This window comes from Luteimonas sp. A277 (assembly GCF_054052045.1).
In genome coordinates this window covers 151,616-167,003 of sequence record NZ_JBSVRG010000005.1, presented here as the reverse complement: position 1 = coordinate 167,003, position 15,388 = coordinate 151,616, and the positions used below count along the sequence as shown (strand labels likewise).

Below are 15,388 nucleotides of genomic sequence, written 5' to 3'. Positions count from 1 at the left end.
GTAGGTGCCGCGAGCAGGAAACAATAGATCTAGGTTCAGAAACCGGAGTTCCAACAATGTCCCTTCAACAACTCCTGGGTATAGAGCTGCCGATCATTCAGGCACCTATGGCGGGCGTGCAAGGAAGTGCACTGGCAGTGGCCGTGTCGAACGCTGGCGGGCTGGGATCACTGCCCTGTGCCATGCTCAGTTTTGATTCCATGCGCGATGAGCTGGCGGGGATCAAGCTCAAAACAGACAAGCCTTTCAACGTGAATTTCTTCTGCCATACGCCGCCCGTACCCGGTGCCGAGCGTGAGGCGGGGTGGCGAGCTGCGCTTTCGCCTTATTACGAAGAATATGGAATTGACGTAGACACCATTCCCACCGGACCGGGGGCCGCGCCTTTCAATATGGAGGCCGCGGACGTGCTGGAAGAATTCAAGCCCGCCGTGGTCAGCTTCCATTTTGGTTTGCCTTCGGCCGAATTGCTGGCGCGGGTGCGCGGTTGGGGCGCGAAGGTGCTGTGTTCGGCAACGACTGTTGAAGAGGCGCGTTGGCTCGAGACACAGGGAGTCGATGCCATCATTGCGCAAGGTCTTGAGGCGGGCGGACACCGCGGCATGTTCTTGTCAGACGACCTGACTACCCAGGCCGGAACGTTCGTACTGGTGCCGCAAATCGTGCACGCGGTGAAGCTCCCGGTCGTTGCTGCCGGTGGCATCGCGGGTGCGAAAGGCGTTGCGGCCGCCCTGGCGCTTGGTGCCGCTGGCGTGCAGGTCGGGACGGCCTATCTGCTCTGTCCTGAAGCGACCACCAGCGCGGTGCACCGCGCCGCACTGAAAAGCGAGCGCGCCCGCCACACGGCGGTCACCAACCTTTTCTCCGGTCGACCCGCGCGTGCCATCGTGAACCGCGTCATGAATGAGCTTGGTCCCATCAGTACTACTACACCCGATTTTCCTTTGGCTACCGCCGCCATTGCTCCCTTGCGCGCCAAGGCCGAGAGTCGAGGCTCCGGTGATTTCTTACGTCTATGGTCTGGTCAGAATGCGAGTGGATGCAAGGAGATACCAGCCGCGCAACTCACCCGTGAATTGGCCGCTGGCTTGTAGCAAACGCATCGTTACGCCCGTAGCTGGAATCTCTCTGCTGCAATGCAGCAAAATGGGTGATGCCTAAAGCTCCCTCTCCTGATTTCACCCCACCCCAGACTGCCCCCGCACTGAGCCCACGCCAGGTCGGTCTGATCCTGTTCGCGCTGACGCTGGGCGGCTTTGCCATCGGTACCGGCGAGTTCGCCGGCATGGGGCTGATGCCCAATATGGTCGCCTCGCTGGGCGTGACCGAGCCGCAGGTGGGGCACCTGATCAGCGCCTACGCGCTGGGCGTGGTGGTTGGTGCGCCGGTGCTGGCCATCCTGGGCGCGGGCTGGAAGCGCAAGACCCTGCTGCTGTCGCTGATTGGTTTTTACGCGCTGGGCAACCTGGCCAGCGCGCTGGGGCCGACCTACGGCAGCCTGCTGCTGTTCCGCTTCATCGCCGGCTTGCCGCACGGCGCCTACTTCGGCGTGGCGGCGCTGACGGCGGTGGCGATCAGCCCGGCGCACCAACGTGGGCGCGCGGTCAGCCTGGTGATGCTGGGTTTGACCCTGGCGATCCTGGCCGGCAATCCGCTGGCGACGTGGGCAGCCCAGGTGGTCGACTGGCGCTGGATCTACGTGGCGGTGGCGGTGATCTCGGTTGTCACCGCGGTGCTCCTGGCGGTGTGGCTGCCGGTGCAGGCCAACGGTCCGAAGGCGAATCCGCTGGCCGAGCTGCGCGCGTTCAACCGCACGCCGGTGTGGCAGGCGCTGGGCATCGGAGCGATCGGTTTCGCCGGCATGTTCGCGGTCTTCAGCTACCTGGCGCCCACCATGCTGGAAGTGACCGGGGTGTCGGCGGGGTGGATTCCGCTGGGCCTGGCCGGGTTTGGCCTGGGCGGGGTGATCGGCAATTTCGCCGGCGGATGGCTGTTCGACCGCTACGGGCTGCGCAGCGTCTGGGTGGTGCTGGCGTGGGCCGTGGTGGCGCTGCTGCTATTTCCGGTGATGGCCGGCAGCCTGCCCACGATCCTGCTGGCAACTGTCGCCATTGGCTTGCTGGGCGCGCTGGGGCCGATCCTGCAGTCGCATCTGATGGACGTGGCGGGCGAGGCGCAGACCCTGGCCGCGGCCTCGCACCATGCGGCGTTCAACATGGCCAACGCGCTGGGGCCATGGCTGGGCGGCATGGCGATCACCGCCGGTTACGGCTGGACCTCGACCGGCTATGTCGGTGCCGCCACCGCCGTGGTTGGACTGATGATCTACGCCTGGGCCAGCAGGACGGCGCGGGTGACCGCGCGCACGGCGGCAACGGTGCCGACCGCCGCTGCGGCCTGTGAAACCTGACGGCAGGGTTGATCGCGCATCAGAATTCCGTCTGGCCCGGCAGCAGCGCACGCAGCTCGGCTTCGGTGAGGTTGCGCCATTGGCCGGGCTTGAGATGGGCCAGCTTGACCGGTCCTATCCGCACCCGCACCAGCTGCTTGACCCGCAGTTTGAAGTGCGCCGCCATCAGGCGGACCTGGCGGTTGAGGCCCTGGACCAGGACGATCCGGAAGCCGTATTTGCCCAGCGGGCTGGTCCGGCACGGCAAGGTCATCTTGCCGTGGACGGGCACCCCGCGGGCCATGCCGCGCAGGGCTTCCTGGGTGACCGCGTTGTTCACGCTCACCAGGTACTCCTTCTCCAGCTTGTTCTCGGCGCGCAGGATGGCGTTGACGATGTCGCCGTTGCTGGTGAGCAGGATCAGGCCTTCGGAATCCTTGTCGAGCCGGCCGATCGGGAAGATCCGTTCCTGGTGATCGATGAAGTCGATGATGTTGCCCTTCACCGACGACTCGGTGGTGGAGGTGATGCCCACCGGCTTGTGGAGCGCGATGTAGACGTGGCGGCGCTTGCCGGGCGCGACGGTTCGCGTCTGCAGCGTCTGGCCGTCGATTGCGACGATGTCGTCTTCGCCCACTTCCGAGCCCACGCGCCCGCGCTGGCCATTGACCGTGACCCGGCCTTCGCCGATGAGGCGGTCGGCCTCGCGGCGCGAGCAGGCGCCGGTGTTGCTGATGTACTTGTTCAGGCGCATGCTGCGGGCGTTACCGGAAATCTTGAAGGGCGAGAAGTCTGGCAGATCGCGCGCGCGGGGTCATGGGGCGCGGGCATGCGACCACACCGGAACGGCTGGCCGTCGCCTACTCCCGGCGAATCAACATCCAGCATCGTCTGGTCTATCAAGTGCTCCAGGCCGAGCACACCGTTAAAGTCCTGAGAATGTGGACGCACTACGAGTAGACGGGCCATGACGACTCTGCATGTTGGATCAGTGCTGCTCTTCCTCCTCGGCCTGGCCCACTCGCTGCTGGGCGAGCGCTACATTCTCATCCGCCTGTTTCGCCGCGACCACCTGCCCAGGCTGTTCGGCGGTACCGCGTTCACCATCCGCACGCTGCGCTTTGCCTGGCACATCACCACGGTGGCGTGGTGGGGCATGGCGGTGCTGCTCTGGCAGGCCGCGTCGGGTGACCTGGGGCGTAGCCAGCTGCTGACCGTGCTGGGCTGGACGATGCTGCTGTCGGGAATGCTGCCGCTGGTGATGACCCGCGGGCGCCACCTGTCGTGGGTCGTGCTGTTCTTCGTCGGCGGCCTGGCTTTGTGGGCGGCTGGGTGAGAGGGCAGCCCCTTGCCGCTGTAACGTCTGTCAGGTTCTCCCTGGCCCGCTCGTCTGTATTCCATAACTTGGGCTGTGACGGGGATGGACATGGAACTGACAGGCACGCGGGGTGACGTATTTGGCTATGACCAGGCAGTGCTGCGATGGACCCGGGTTGGAGCGTGGTGGAAGCAGGGCTGGCGGATATATCGCGTAGCGCCGTTGCGGCTTCTGGTGTTGGCGCTGCTGCCCGTGCTGTTCGAAGCGCTTGTCCAGTTGACTCCGGCGGCGGGCATGGTGCTCTCCAAGCTCCTCACGCCAGCTGTCTCCGCTTGGGTGCTGGTCATGCTTGACCACAAGGTGCGCCATCACCGGTTCTCGCCCCGGATCACCGGCTGGCAGACAGCGCTGCGTTGGCGCCAGGTTGCGGGTTTGGCGCTGGCGAGCCTTGCAGTGTTCGGCCTGCAGGCGTCGGTGGCCGCCCTGATCGGCAACCAGACGCAGGCAATTGCGCTGGTGATGGGGGATGTTGCCGGTATTACGTTCTCCCGGGCACAGATGGCCTGCATCCTTGCTTCGGGAATGGGTCTGATGCTGTTCCTGTTTTTCGTCGGTCCACGGATGGTCCTGGATGGAATGCGGCTGTGGCCGGCGATCAAGGAGAACGCCCGGCTTCTCAAGCGCTGCTGGCAGCCAATGGTGCTCCACTCGCTGGTCATGGCGATGATGCTGGCCGGGCTGGTCTGGATGCCCTTGCTGCTGCTGGTGCTTCTGCCCGCAGGCCTATGCATCGGGTATGCGGCGTATCGGGACGTTTTCGCTCCGGTGCTGGACGCCTGAAGGGTGAAGTCGCCGTCTGACATCGATGTTGTTCTGCGCGACCACGGTTCGATGCTGTTCCGCATCGCAGCGGGGTACACGCGGACCAGTGCTGCCCGCGACGACCTGGTGCAGGACATGTCGGTCGCCCTGTGGAAGGCGTTGCCGGCGTACCGCGGCGATGGTCCGCTGAAAGCTTTCGTTGCCCGTATCGCACAGTTCACCGCGCTCGACCACGTGAGGCGCCGGGCCAACCGCACCGACTCCGCCAGCCTGGACGAGCATCTGGAATCCACTGCGCTGCGCCCCGAGCAGTACGCCGATGGGCTGCAGGAGCGCGACCGGCTGCTGGAGGCGGTACGCCGATTACCCGGCGGGCAAAGGGAATGCGTACTGCTTGTGCTGGAAGGTTTTGGCAACCGCGAGATCGCTGTAATCCTGGGCGTGGCCGACAACACTGTGGACCAGCGCCTGAGTCGGGCAAGGCAGAAATTGCGGGGCATGCTTGGAGACCGAAATGAGAAATGACGACTGGGGTGATCTTGTTGCTCAGTGGAGCGCGACTGACGCGCCTGATCCCGGTGTATTGCGGTCGCGCATGCGGCGATACCGGTGGCGGAATCGGATCGGCCTGGTGGGCGAATTTCTCGGCGTACTGGCGGTGCTGGTGCTGTCGGCATGGGCGTGGAGCCGGCAGTCCGAGTTGCGGTCATGGCTGGTGGTCGCCTGCACCGTGGTGGTGGCGTGGCAGGTGGGATACCTGCTGATACGCCAGCGCTATCGCCTGTTCGGCCTCCCCGCTGGCGGGCTTGTGGGAATGATTGATGCGGAGGTGCGCCGCGCGAAATTCGTGGTGGCGACGCTTTGGTTCGGCCTCGCCGGCGGTGTGCTGCTGATCCCGCTGGTGTTCCTGACGCTTCCGGCCATCCATCACCAGCACCTGGGCTCCGGATTCCTGATTGCCGCCGCGGGTTACGTTCCGTACGTGGTATTCCGGACCTGGCGACTGGTCCGCAAGATGGCGAGCCTGCGGGCGGAGCGAGACCGGCTCATGGGATGACGTGCTGCACCCCGGCCCAAAAGCCCGCCACCAGGCGGGCTTTTTCGTCCGCTGGAAAATTTGGTTAAAGTCCCGCCTGAAGTCGAATCGGGAGCTGCTTCAAGATGCTGATCACACTGGTGCGCTGGGTGCTGGCCCTGATGCTTGGATTCATCGCCTGGGGTGCCTTCTCGGCCGGGGATACGATCCCTTCCATTCCCATGTTTGCCGGCGCCCTGGTGGTGCTGCCGCCGGTCGGCAACCTTCTCGGACGCCTGGCGCGTCCGGTCAAACGACCCGCCGTGGCGATCGCGATCGGGTTCGTCCTGGTCCTGGGCGGCCTTGCGCTTGCCGGCCTCACTGCCGGGGGCGGCATGGCGCCTGATTCGCCGCATGCGGCGGACACCGTCACCGTCCCTGATGGGGGTGCCCAAGCCGGGTAATGATCGGTCCGTCCAGCACCGCCGCCAAGGCCAATGGAAGTGACTGGTCGCCAGTATGCTCACGGCGCAGAGTTGCAGCTCTATGTGCCCGCCCGCGGAGAACTTCGTCCCGGACAACGAATGGAACATATGACGATGGAACGTCTTGGAGGTGAAGGGTTGCAGCGGGTTGACCGCGGCGCGGCAGCCTTGGTGTCCGTGTCGTTCAACTTGGTGTTGCTGTGCTTTCTCAATGCCAGTTTGCGGTCGCCTGGCCCCCACGTGGCTCCGGCACATGACGTCATCCAGTTGGTCTGGATCGAAGAGGCACCGGATGCGTTGCCCCCTTCCACGGAGGTGGCCGTCCCGAAGCAGTCGAACCGCAGTGCGAGGGAAGCCGAAAAGGCGGCTCCAATGTTTGACAAGCCACTTGAAGCGGTGGAGGCAGAGTCGGGGAATGGCACCCAAACGCTTGACCTTTCGCTACCAGGTGGCGAACTGGTTTATTCCAGCCGGAGGATCTACGCGCCTGGCCCCTCACTGCCCTCGGCTCCCGAGCCTCGCGCACGTTTTGTGTTCGTGGATCGGTCGCTTGGGGGGACCATGCAGCGTATGAGCAAGAACAGGATGTGCGGGGAGCTGAAGTTCGCGTTGACAGATAGTCCTGAAAGTGCGGATGCGATCCTGGCGTCGATGAAAAGGATCGGCTGTGGTGAACGCGAATAGGAAGTCGGCGTGATCAGGGGCTGGAAGCTTCGTTTCCGGCCGGGAAGTTCTCCCGCCGGAATGTCCGCGCCCTGCCCATCCCACGCAGCTGAACCGCCAGCACGGCCGCCCACGACAGCACCAGCATCAGCCCGGCCGGGCGGGCGAGCAGGGCAGGCTCCAGCACGGCACCGATCAGCACCGCGGCTGTCAGCAGGTGCATCCCCAGCACGATCCACTTGTCCCTGTCCGGCACCAGGGTGCCAACGCCGGGCACGCGCATGCCGCGGGGGCAGTCGCGGCGCAGGTTGATCCAGGCGAGGAAGCCGATGATTTCCAGCATCATGCCGGTGAGCATCATCGGCAGGCCGATGGCGATGGCAAGCGTGCCGGCGAGGAACACTCCCTCCGACGACAGCGGCGCGGTGGTGCCGGCCAGGGTGATGGCGCAGGCGGCGCCGACGGCCAGCGTGCCCAGTCGCCACGCCCATACCAGCGCGGGGTTGCGGCGGTACAGCCGGCGCAGCGGCAGCCACAGCGAGGTGCCCACGAACAGCAGCGCGGGCAGCAGGGCGGAGACCACCAGCGGCTGCTGCAGGCCGGTGTAGATCCGCAGGGTGGCGCCGATGGTCAGCGACACCACGGTCAGTGCGATCCAGCCTCCGAGCCACCGGTCCGGGATTTTTTCGGTGCCCTGGAACATGGGCAGGGTGACGCTGCCCACGGCTGCCATCAGGCCCAGCACCGCGCCGAGCAGGCCGATGGTGGCGTGGGCATCGGTGATCGATTCCAGCGGCAACGGGGCGTCACCGCGGAGAATGGCGACCAGTACGGCACCGGCCACCGCGGTTACGGCCAGCGCCAGTACCGCCATCGCCAGGCCGGAGCGCAGCACCTGCTGGGCGCCGCGCTTCAGCAGCCCGGGCAGGGCAGCCGCGGCGAACACCAGGATCGGCACGGCCAGCAGCACGCTGGACACGCCCAGGCCGATGCGATGCATCTGCACCATGGAGACGGCAAACATCGCCAATCCGAGGTTGAACGCGACATGCAGCCAGGCGGCCGAGCGCCCCAGCGGCATGGGCGTGCCGGCGGCCACGGGCAGGAACTGCAGCAGGCTGCCGAGCATGGCGTTGCCCAGCACGCCCAGGGTGAACAGGTGCACCAGCGCCACGGTGTGCGGCGACCAGCGGCTGGCCAGGGCGGTCTCGCCATAAGCGAGGAGGAATGCGCCGGCCACCATTCCCCAGACGGGAACGCTCAACAACCAGCGCAGGGGCCTTTGCGGCGGGGGCGCCTGGGCGAAATCCAGGCCGCTCATGCCACGGCGGGGAAGCGCTCCGCGTCTTCGCGCAGGAAAATGAGGATGCGGGCGTGGCTGTCCGGGCTGGGTTCACGGCGCCATGCGCAGCCCTGCATCTCGAGGATGGGCAGCAGCGGAGTGGGCCAGAACGGGGTCAGGGCCTCGATGGAATCACCCGGAGTGAGCGCGTCGACCGCGTTGAGGAGGCGCTCCATGGGCTCAGGCGCCGGCAGGTGTCGCAGGTCCAGTTGGATGGGCATGCAGGGATCCGATAGTTGTCCGATGGGGACACAATGCCGGTTCAGCGTCGGCGGCTCCATGATGTGCATCAAGCGCGCGTGCCGCAGCGTGAAGGCACGGGCTATTCCAGGCGGCGGGCGATATGCCGCGGCAGGGCGAGTTCCTGCCAGCCCTGCGCCTGCACATGTCGCAGCACGTCGACCACATCGCCGCAGGTGCGGTCAACGGCATCAAGCAGCGGCACACCGCTGTCGATCCGCCCGGCCACCATCGCGGCGAACATGTCGCCCACGCCCTTCACCGGATGCGGCACCTGCGGGTGCTCCAGCACCTCGCGCACGCCGTCACCCACGATGGCCACCTGGATCCGGTCCGGCGGGCACAGCTCGGGCGCGGCGCTGGTCACCACCACCCAGCGGGTGGTGTCGTTGAGCAGGGCTTCGGCCGCGTCCAGGCACTCATCCAGGGTGCGCAGGCTGCGGCCGGTCAGCTTGCCGAGTTCGAAATGGTTGGGGCACAGGCCCTCGGCCAGCGGCAGCAGGTGGTCGCGCCACACCGGCAGCAGGGCCGGATCGGTATAGACGCCGTAGTCGTGGTCGCCGATCACCGGATCGATCTGCAGCCGCAGCGTGGGATTGATGCGCTGCATGCGCTGCACCCAGGCGGCCAGGGCCATGCCCTGTTCGGGAGAGCCGAGATAGCCGACCAGCACGCGGCGGGCGCGGGTGGCGGCCTGGCGCGCTTCCAGGTCATCAAGCAGGCCCTGGAACCAGTCCAGCGGCAGCGGGGCGCCATGCATGGTGGGGTAGTGCGGGGTGTTGCCGAACACCACCGTGGGCACCGGCGCCACGTGCAGGCCCAGCGCCTGCAGCACGGGCACGGCGATGTTGTTGCCCACGTTGCCGTAGGCCACCTGCGACTGCACCGAGACCACATCGATGATGCGCTCGCCCACGGGGGGCGGCGGAGTTGGCGGGCGGCTCACTCGCCCGCCTTCCTGCCGGCGAAGCCGGGCCAGTAGTCGCTGTCGGCGGTGGGGCGCGTGCCGAAGATCGCGGTGCCCACGCGCACGGTGGTGGCGCCTTCCTCGATGGCCATTTCGAAATCGCCGGACATGCCCATGGACAGCTCGTCCATGACGATGCCGTCGGGCGCGCTCTGGCGCAGGCGGTCACGCAGCTCGCGCAAGCGCACGAAGCAGGGGCGCACCAGGGATTCATCCGGTGAAAACAGGGCCAGGGTCATCAGCCCGCGCACGCGCAGCGAGGAGTAGGCCGGCAAGGTGCGCACGAAAGCTTCCACTTCCTCGGGCGGCAGGCCGAACTTGGATTCCTCGCCCGAGGTGTTCACCTGCACCAGCACGTCGATGGCACGGCCTTCCATCTGCAGGCGGCGGTCCAGCGTTTCGGCCAGGCGGGTGCTGTGCAGGGCCTGGAACTCGCTGATGAAGCGCGCCGCGTGCTTGGCCTTGTTGGTCTGCAGGTGGCCGATCAGCACCCAGCGCAGGTCGGCCAGGTCTTCCATGGCTTCCCATTTGTCCTGGGCTTCCTGCACCTTGTTTTCGCCCAGCTCATGGATGCCCAGCGCGTGGATGTCGCGTAGGCGGGTTTCATCCACGGTCTTGCTGACCGGCAGCAGGCGGACTTCGGAAGGATCGCGGCCGGCGCGCTGGCAGGCGGCGGCGATGCGGGCACGGATCGCGTCGAGATTGGCCCCGAGATTGGCAGCGGGATCGTTATTGGTCATTCCCCAAGTTTACGCCCCCACCCTTTGGGGTAGGAGCGCGCCATGCGCGCGAAGCCGCGTGAATCCCGGCGATGCGGGGTAGCTCCGGCCACGACGCGGTTACCGACGCCTCGCGGCAATGCCATGTGTCACGCGGTTTCGCGCGCATGGCGCGCTCCTACGCGGGGTGTGTGTAGGCGTTGACATGGGTTCCGGCACACTCTTGTTTTCCGCGAAGGATGGGACGCCATGGCCGGTGCCAGCCTGCTCACCCTGCTCGACGATATTGCTTCGATCCTCGACGACGTCTCCATTCTCACCAAGGCCGCGGCCAAGAAAACCGCCGGGGTGCTGGGCGATGACCTGGCCCTCAACGCCCAGCAGGTGACCGGGGTGCAGGCCGACCGCGAACTGCCGGTGGTATGGGCGGTGGCCCGCGGCTCATTCCTCAATAAGGCGATCCTGGTGCCAGCGGCGCTGGCGATCAGCGTGTGGCTGCCGTGGGCGATCACGCCGCTGATGATGGCGGGCGGCGCCTTCCTCTGTTACGAGGGTGCGGAGAAGCTGGCGCACCGGTTCCTGCATCCCAAGCAGGTGCAGGAGCGCAGGCAACAGCATGCGGAACATAACGCCAACCAGGCGGTGGACCGGGTGGCGGCGGAGAAGGACAAGATCCGCGCCGCGATCCGCACCGACTTCATCCTTTCGGCGGAGATCATCGTGCTGTCGCTGGGCGTAGTGGGCGGCGCGCCGTTCTCGCAGCAGGCCATGACCCTGGTGGCGATTGCGCTGGGCATGACGGTGGGCGTGTACGGGTTGGTGGCGGGCATCGTGAAGCTGGACGATTTCGGCCTGTGGCTGTGCCGCCGGGAGGGGGCGTTGGCGGGATTCGGGCGTTGGATCGTGACCGCCGCCCCCTGGCTGATGAAGACGCTGACCGTGGTGGGCACGGCGGCCATGTTCCTGGTCGGCGGCGGCATCTTCGTGCACGGCATTGGCGCATTGCAGGCGCTGCTGGACCAGCTCTCACCCGATGGCGCTGCGGGCGCGCTGGTCAGCATGTTGGGCAACGGCGTGGTCGGCATCGTGGTGGGCGCCGTGGTGCTGGCAGTGGTGGAGTTGTTCGGGCGGCTGCGCCGGGGCGGCAAGGATCCGGAGGGTCCTTCGCCGGACGTGACGCCTGCCGGCTGAACGGCTGCTTTCGCGCCGCGTCGACGTTCACCGGCGTGCCCGCGGGACGGGCCTAGGCTCGAAAGATCATGCTCATCTCTGCGCCCTTATCCATGCTTGTTTCCGCCGTCCGGCGCGTGGCGGTGGGCGCAGCATTGTCCATCTTGCTGCTGGCCTGGAGCGCGCCCGCCGATGCACGCACGGTGTGGCGCTGCGTGCGTGATGGCACGGTCAGCATGGCCACGGCGCCGGAACCCGGTTCGCAGTGCGAGGCGCTGGTGATCGAGGACGATCCGGTGCAGACGCCCAACCTGTGGGGCGCGATGGGCGAGGTCAGCGGCACCCTGTATGAGCTGGAGCAGGACGGGGTGCTTATCTACACCACGCGCCAGCTGCCCGGGGCCCGGCCCTATCTGCGCTTCACCGTGCAGACCCCGCCGGGCGAGACTGCGCACGCCGGCCTGGGAAGATTGGGGCCTCCGCAGCTGCGCACGTTTGCAGAGGAGTTCCGCCGGGCGGCGGAGGCAACCGGGCTGGACGAGTCCTGGTTGCGCGCCGTTGCCCACGCGGAGAGTGGATTCAGCGCCGATGCGGTGTCGGACAAGGGCGCGGCGGGCGTGATGCAGTTGATGCCCGGTGTGATCGCTGACTACGGAGTGGATGATCCGTTTTCCGCCGGGCAGTCGATCCGCGCCGGGGCGCGTTACCTGCGCGACCTGGTGCGCCGATATGACGGCAATGAGGTGCTGGCACTGGCCGCGTACAACGCCGGGATCGGTACCGTGGCCCGATACGGGGGCGTGCCGCCCTACCGGGAAACGCAGGATTACCTGGGCAAGGTGCAGGCGCTGCGCCTGCGTTACCGCGACGCAATGGGGAAGGGGCCATTGCGCGTGGCCCAGTGATGGCCGCGGGTGCTGCGGGCACCGGCTGTTGGAGGGTTCCCGGCTTCCCGCGCATACTCGGGCGTTGTCCGGGTTTGGGGAGTGATCACCATGGTTGATGGCGGCTGGTCCAGGCGCGAAGTACTGGCGGCAATGGCGGCGGGCGCCGCAGCAGGGCTGGTGCCTTGGCGCGTGCGGGCGCAGGACGCCGCGCCGCTGCTGCTGCGCGATGTGCGGGTGATCGACGGCACCGGTGAACCGGCCCGCCACGCCGATGTGCTGGTGAAGGATGGCCGGTTCGTGCAGATCGGTCGTGTGGGCCGCAGCGAGTCCCGCGGCGCGCGCGTGATCGCCGGCGGCGGCCGGGTGCTGGCGCCGGGCTTCATCGATCTGCACACCCACGGCGATCCGCTGCAGCGCTCCTACCAGCCCTTCCTCGCCATGGGCGTGACCACGGTGGTGCTGGGCCAGGATGGCGGCAGCCCGGGCGCCGGCAGCGATGGCAGGCGCCGGCTGCCGGACTGGATGGCGGAGGTTGAAGCGGCCGGCCCCGACATCAACGTGGCCACCTGTTCCGGACACGGCACCCTGCGGCGCCAGGCGGGCATTGGCGATGACACCCGCGTGCCCTCCGCGGCGCAACTTGCGCAGCTTGTGGCGCTGCTGGAAGAAGACATGGCCGCGGGTTCGTTCGGGCTCTCCACCGGGCTGGAATACGTGCCCGGCATGTACGCCGAACCGGAGGAGATCGCGGCGCTGGGCCAGGCGGTGGCGCGCCACGGCGGCGTGGCCATGAGTCACATGCGCTCGGAAGACGATGACCGGGTGGAGGATTCCATCCGCGAACACATCGAAGCCAGCCGACCGGCCCGCACCCATATTTCGCATCTGAAGGTGGTGTACGGGCAGGGGGTCGAGCGCGCTGAGCGGCTGCTGCAGACGCTGGAGGAATATCGCAGCGCGGGCGTGGAACTGACCGCCGATGCCTACCCGTATACGGCCAGCTATACGGGCGTTGGCATCCTGTTTCCCGAATGGGCGATGCCGCCCACCGATTACACCGAGGTGCTGGCCTCCCGGCGCGACGAACTTCGCGCGGCGCTGGAAGCACGCATGATCCGTCGTGGCGGACCGGAAGCGCTGCTGTTCGGCAGCGGTCCCCATGCGGGCCGGACGCTGGCGCAGGTGGCCGAAGCCGCCGGCCAGCCGTTTCCGGATGTGCTGCTGGAGATCGGTCCGCGCGGCGGCAGGGCGGCGCACTTTGTGATGGATGAGGCGCTGCAGGCACGGTTGATGCTGGATCCCTACGTGGCCATCGCCAGCGACGGCTCTCCCGGCGGAAGCCATCCGCGCGGCGCGGGCACGTTCGCCAAGTGGATCGAGGAGTTCGCGGTGCGCGATGGGCTGGTGACGCTGGAAGAGGCCGTGCGCAAGTGCACCGGGCTGCCGGCATCGATCCTGCGCCTGTCCGACCGCGGCGTGGTGCGCGAGGGCGCAGTGGCCGATCTGGTGCTGTTCGACCCGGCGCGGGTGCGGGCGCGGGCGGATTACGTGGACCCGACCGCGCAGGCCGAAGGTTTCGACCTGGTGGTGGTGAACGGCGTTCCGGCATTCGAGGACGGCGAGCGTATTGCGGCCGCCGGCCGGATGCTGAGGCATGGGGATGCGCGCGCGGCCCGATAGAATGCGCCGATGCAAAAAGAGCACATAGACGTGGCGGTGATCGGTGGCGGTGCCGCCGGCCTGATGTGCGCACAGGTCGCTGCTGCGCGCGGCCTGCGGGTGCTGGTGCTGGAAGGCTCCAACCGGGTCGGCAAGAAGATCCTGATGTCCGGCGGCGGGCGCTGCAATTTCACCAATACCGGCACCGGGCCCGAGAACTTCATCTCCACCAACCCGCATTTCTGCAAGTCGGCGCTGGCCCGCTATTCGCCGTGGCACTTCCTGGAGATGGTGGAGCGGCACGGCATTGCCTGGCACGAGAAAGAGCTGGGCCAGCTGTTCTGCGACGAGTCGTCCAAGCTGATCGTGAAGATGCTGCTGGACGAGTGCGAGCGCGTGGGCGTGCGCGTCGAGACCCGCTGCGACATCACCGCGGTCAACGTGCAGGACGACGGCCGCTTCGATATCCGCAGCCGGCTGGGCACCACAGTGGCCAACCGGGTGGTGGTGGCGAGTGGCGGGCTTTCCATCCCCAGCATGGGCGCCAGCGGGTTCGGCTATGAGCTGGCCAGGCAGTTCGGCCACGAGGTGCTGCCCACCCGCGCCGGGCTGGTGCCGCTGACCCTGAGCGGCCGCCACCAGGAGCGGCTGGCCGAGCTGGCCGGGGTGGCCCTGCCGGTTGAGGCCCACAGCAACGGACAGAGCTTTCGCAACGCCATGTTGCTGACCCACCGCGGGGTCAGCGGGCCCTCGATCCTGCAGATCTCCTCGTACTGGCAGCCCGGCGATGAACTGCGCCTGGACCTGCTGCCGGGCACCGATGCGCTTGATTTGCTGCAGCACTGGCAGGCCAAACGCCCGGACGCGGAGCTGAAAACCCTGCTGGGCGAGGTGATGCCGCGCCGCTTTGCCCAGCGCCTGTGCGAACACTGGTTCACCAGCCAGCCGATGCGCCGCTACACCCCGGCGCAGCTGGGAGACATGGCCGCCACGCTGTCGGCCTGGCCGCTGGTGGCCAGCGGCACCGAGGGCTACCGGACCGCCGAGGTGACCCTGGGCGGGGTGGATACCGACGAGGTGTCGTCTTCCACCCTGGAATCCAGGCGGGTGCCGGGGCTGCATTTCGTTGGCGAGGTGCTGGATGTGACCGGCTGGCTCGGCGGTTACAACTTCCAGTGGGCCTGGGCATCGGGCCATGCGGCGGGGCAGGCGGTGTAATCTTCGGTCCCCTGTTATGGAGACTGCCATGTCCATCGCGTCCGTCCGGATCCTGCTCGCCAGCCTGTTTGCCGCTGCCCTGGTCAGCGGCTGCGCCGATCCCGGCCCGCCGCCCGGCGGCACGGTGGCGCAGATGGAGCAGATCGAGATCCGCGAGGGGCAGGGCGATGTGGCCGAAGCCGGCGATGAGGTGACGGTGCACTACAGCGGCTGGGTCTACGACGAGCGCGAGGCTGACCGCCGCGGCGAACCCTTCGACAGTTCGCTCGAGCGTGACCAGCCGTTCGTGTTTCCGCTGGGCGCCGGCCGCGTGATCCGCGGCTGGGACGAAGGCGTGGCCGGCATGCGCGTTGGTGGCCAGCGTGAGTTGCGCATCCCGGCGGAGATGGCCTATGGCCGCCGCGGCGCCGGCGCTGTGATCCCGCCGAACGCTTCGCTGGTGTTCGAGGTCGAGCTGCTCGAGGTCCTCAAGGGCCAGTAACCCCGGTCCGGGG

At 67.3% G+C, this 15,388-nt stretch carries 18 protein-coding genes; 13 read left to right on the top strand and 5 right to left on the bottom strand.

What is annotated here, in order from left to right; genetic code table 11:
• Positions 1-56: 56 nt before the first annotated feature.
• Entirely contained in the window at positions 57-1,094 is a 1,038-nt protein-coding gene (locus ACW7G2_RS06845) for an NAD(P)H-dependent flavin oxidoreductase (RefSeq protein ID WP_456974050.1), read from the top strand.
• A 59-nt stretch (positions 1,095-1,153) separates the two neighbouring features.
• Positions 1,154-2,410 (top strand): MFS transporter, encoded by a 1,257-nt coding sequence (locus ACW7G2_RS06840; protein ID WP_456974048.1) that lies wholly within the window; start codon positions 1,154-1,156, stop codon positions 2,408-2,410.
• A gap of 19 nt (positions 2,411-2,429) precedes the next feature.
• Here the strand turns inward: ACW7G2_RS06840 and ACW7G2_RS06835 are convergent, their stop codons facing one another.
• On the bottom strand, positions 2,430-3,143 hold the full coding sequence (locus ACW7G2_RS06835; RefSeq protein ID WP_456974046.1) for a pseudouridine synthase: 714 nt from the start codon (positions 3,141-3,143) through the stop codon (positions 2,430-2,432).
• 213 nt (positions 3,144-3,356) lie between these two features.
• Between ACW7G2_RS06835 and ACW7G2_RS06830 the strand changes: the two genes are divergently transcribed.
• The 6 genes from ACW7G2_RS06830 to ACW7G2_RS06805 all read left to right on the top strand — a co-directional run bounded on the left by ACW7G2_RS06830 (position 3,357) and on the right by ACW7G2_RS06805 (position 6,713).
• On the top strand, positions 3,357-3,725 hold the full coding sequence (locus ACW7G2_RS06830; RefSeq protein WP_456974044.1) for a hypothetical protein: 369 nt from the start codon (positions 3,357-3,359) through the stop codon (positions 3,723-3,725).
• 90 nt (positions 3,726-3,815) lie between these two features.
• Positions 3,816-4,547 (top strand): hypothetical protein, encoded by a 732-nt coding sequence (locus ACW7G2_RS06825; RefSeq protein ID WP_456974042.1) that lies wholly within the window; start codon positions 3,816-3,818, stop codon positions 4,545-4,547.
• Positions 4,548-4,550: 3 nt separating this feature from the next.
• On the top strand, positions 4,551-5,054 hold the full coding sequence (locus tag ACW7G2_RS06820; protein ID WP_456974040.1) for an RNA polymerase sigma factor: 504 nt from the start codon (positions 4,551-4,553) through the stop codon (positions 5,052-5,054).
• Entirely contained in the window at positions 5,044-5,586 is a 543-nt protein-coding gene (locus tag ACW7G2_RS06815; protein ID WP_456974038.1) for a hypothetical protein, read from the top strand. Before ACW7G2_RS06820 ends, ACW7G2_RS06815 begins: the two co-directional genes overlap by 11 nt.
• A 104-nt stretch (positions 5,587-5,690) precedes the next feature.
• A complete protein-coding gene (locus ACW7G2_RS06810; RefSeq protein ID WP_456974036.1) occupies positions 5,691-6,008 on the top strand; it encodes a hypothetical protein in 318 nt (105 codons plus the stop codon).
• A gap of 135 nt (positions 6,009-6,143) precedes the next feature.
• Positions 6,144-6,713, top strand: a complete 570-nt coding sequence (locus tag ACW7G2_RS06805) for a hypothetical protein (RefSeq protein WP_456974034.1) — start codon at positions 6,144-6,146, stop codon at positions 6,711-6,713.
• A gap of 13 nt (positions 6,714-6,726) precedes the next feature.
• On the opposite strand, the gene ACW7G2_RS06800 is transcribed toward ACW7G2_RS06805, so the two are convergent.
• The 4 genes from ACW7G2_RS06800 to ACW7G2_RS06785 form a co-directional block, all read right to left on the bottom strand.
• The gene (locus ACW7G2_RS06800; RefSeq protein WP_456974032.1) at positions 6,727-7,956 is read right to left on the bottom strand and encodes a hypothetical protein; all 1,230 of its coding nucleotides are present in this window, start codon (positions 7,954-7,956) and stop codon (positions 6,727-6,729) included.
• Positions 7,957-8,009: 53 nt separating this feature from the next.
• Complete coding sequence (locus ACW7G2_RS06795; RefSeq protein ID WP_456974030.1) at positions 8,010-8,255, bottom strand: DUF2249 domain-containing protein; 246 nt, start codon at positions 8,253-8,255, stop codon at positions 8,010-8,012.
• Positions 8,256-8,356: 101 nt separating this feature from the next.
• The gene (gene pdxY / locus ACW7G2_RS06790; protein WP_456974028.1) at positions 8,357-9,220 is read right to left on the bottom strand and encodes a pyridoxal kinase; all 864 of its coding nucleotides are present in this window, start codon (positions 9,218-9,220) and stop codon (positions 8,357-8,359) included.
• A complete protein-coding gene (locus tag ACW7G2_RS06785) occupies positions 9,217-9,981 on the bottom strand; it encodes a YggS family pyridoxal phosphate-dependent enzyme (RefSeq protein ID WP_456974026.1) in 765 nt (254 codons plus the stop codon). The genes pdxY and ACW7G2_RS06785 overlap by 4 nt, the downstream gene beginning before the upstream one ends.
• A 228-nt stretch (positions 9,982-10,209) precedes the next feature.
• Between ACW7G2_RS06785 and ACW7G2_RS06780 the strand changes: the two genes are divergently transcribed.
• From ACW7G2_RS06780 to ACW7G2_RS06760, 5 genes are all read left to right on the top strand, one after another.
• A complete protein-coding gene (locus ACW7G2_RS06780; protein ID WP_456974024.1) occupies positions 10,210-11,151 on the top strand; it encodes a DUF808 domain-containing protein in 942 nt (313 codons plus the stop codon).
• A gap of 92 nt (positions 11,152-11,243) precedes the next feature.
• Positions 11,244-12,035 carry a lytic transglycosylase domain-containing protein gene (locus ACW7G2_RS06775; protein ID WP_456974022.1) on the top strand — a complete coding sequence of 264 codons (792 nt, stop codon included), beginning with the start codon at positions 11,244-11,246 and terminating at the stop codon, positions 12,033-12,035.
• Positions 12,036-12,125: 90 nt separating this feature from the next.
• The gene (locus ACW7G2_RS06770) at positions 12,126-13,697 is read left to right on the top strand and encodes an N-acyl-D-amino-acid deacylase family protein (RefSeq protein ID WP_456974020.1); all 1,572 of its coding nucleotides are present in this window, start codon (positions 12,126-12,128) and stop codon (positions 13,695-13,697) included.
• 9 nt (positions 13,698-13,706) lie between these two features.
• Positions 13,707-14,894, top strand: a complete 1,188-nt coding sequence (locus tag ACW7G2_RS06765) for an NAD(P)/FAD-dependent oxidoreductase (protein ID WP_456974018.1) — start codon at positions 13,707-13,709, stop codon at positions 14,892-14,894.
• A gap of 28 nt (positions 14,895-14,922) precedes the next feature.
• Positions 14,923-15,375 carry an FKBP-type peptidyl-prolyl cis-trans isomerase gene (locus ACW7G2_RS06760; protein WP_456974016.1) on the top strand — a complete coding sequence of 151 codons (453 nt, stop codon included), beginning with the start codon at positions 14,923-14,925 and terminating at the stop codon, positions 15,373-15,375.
• Positions 15,376-15,388: the final 13 nt, after the last annotated feature.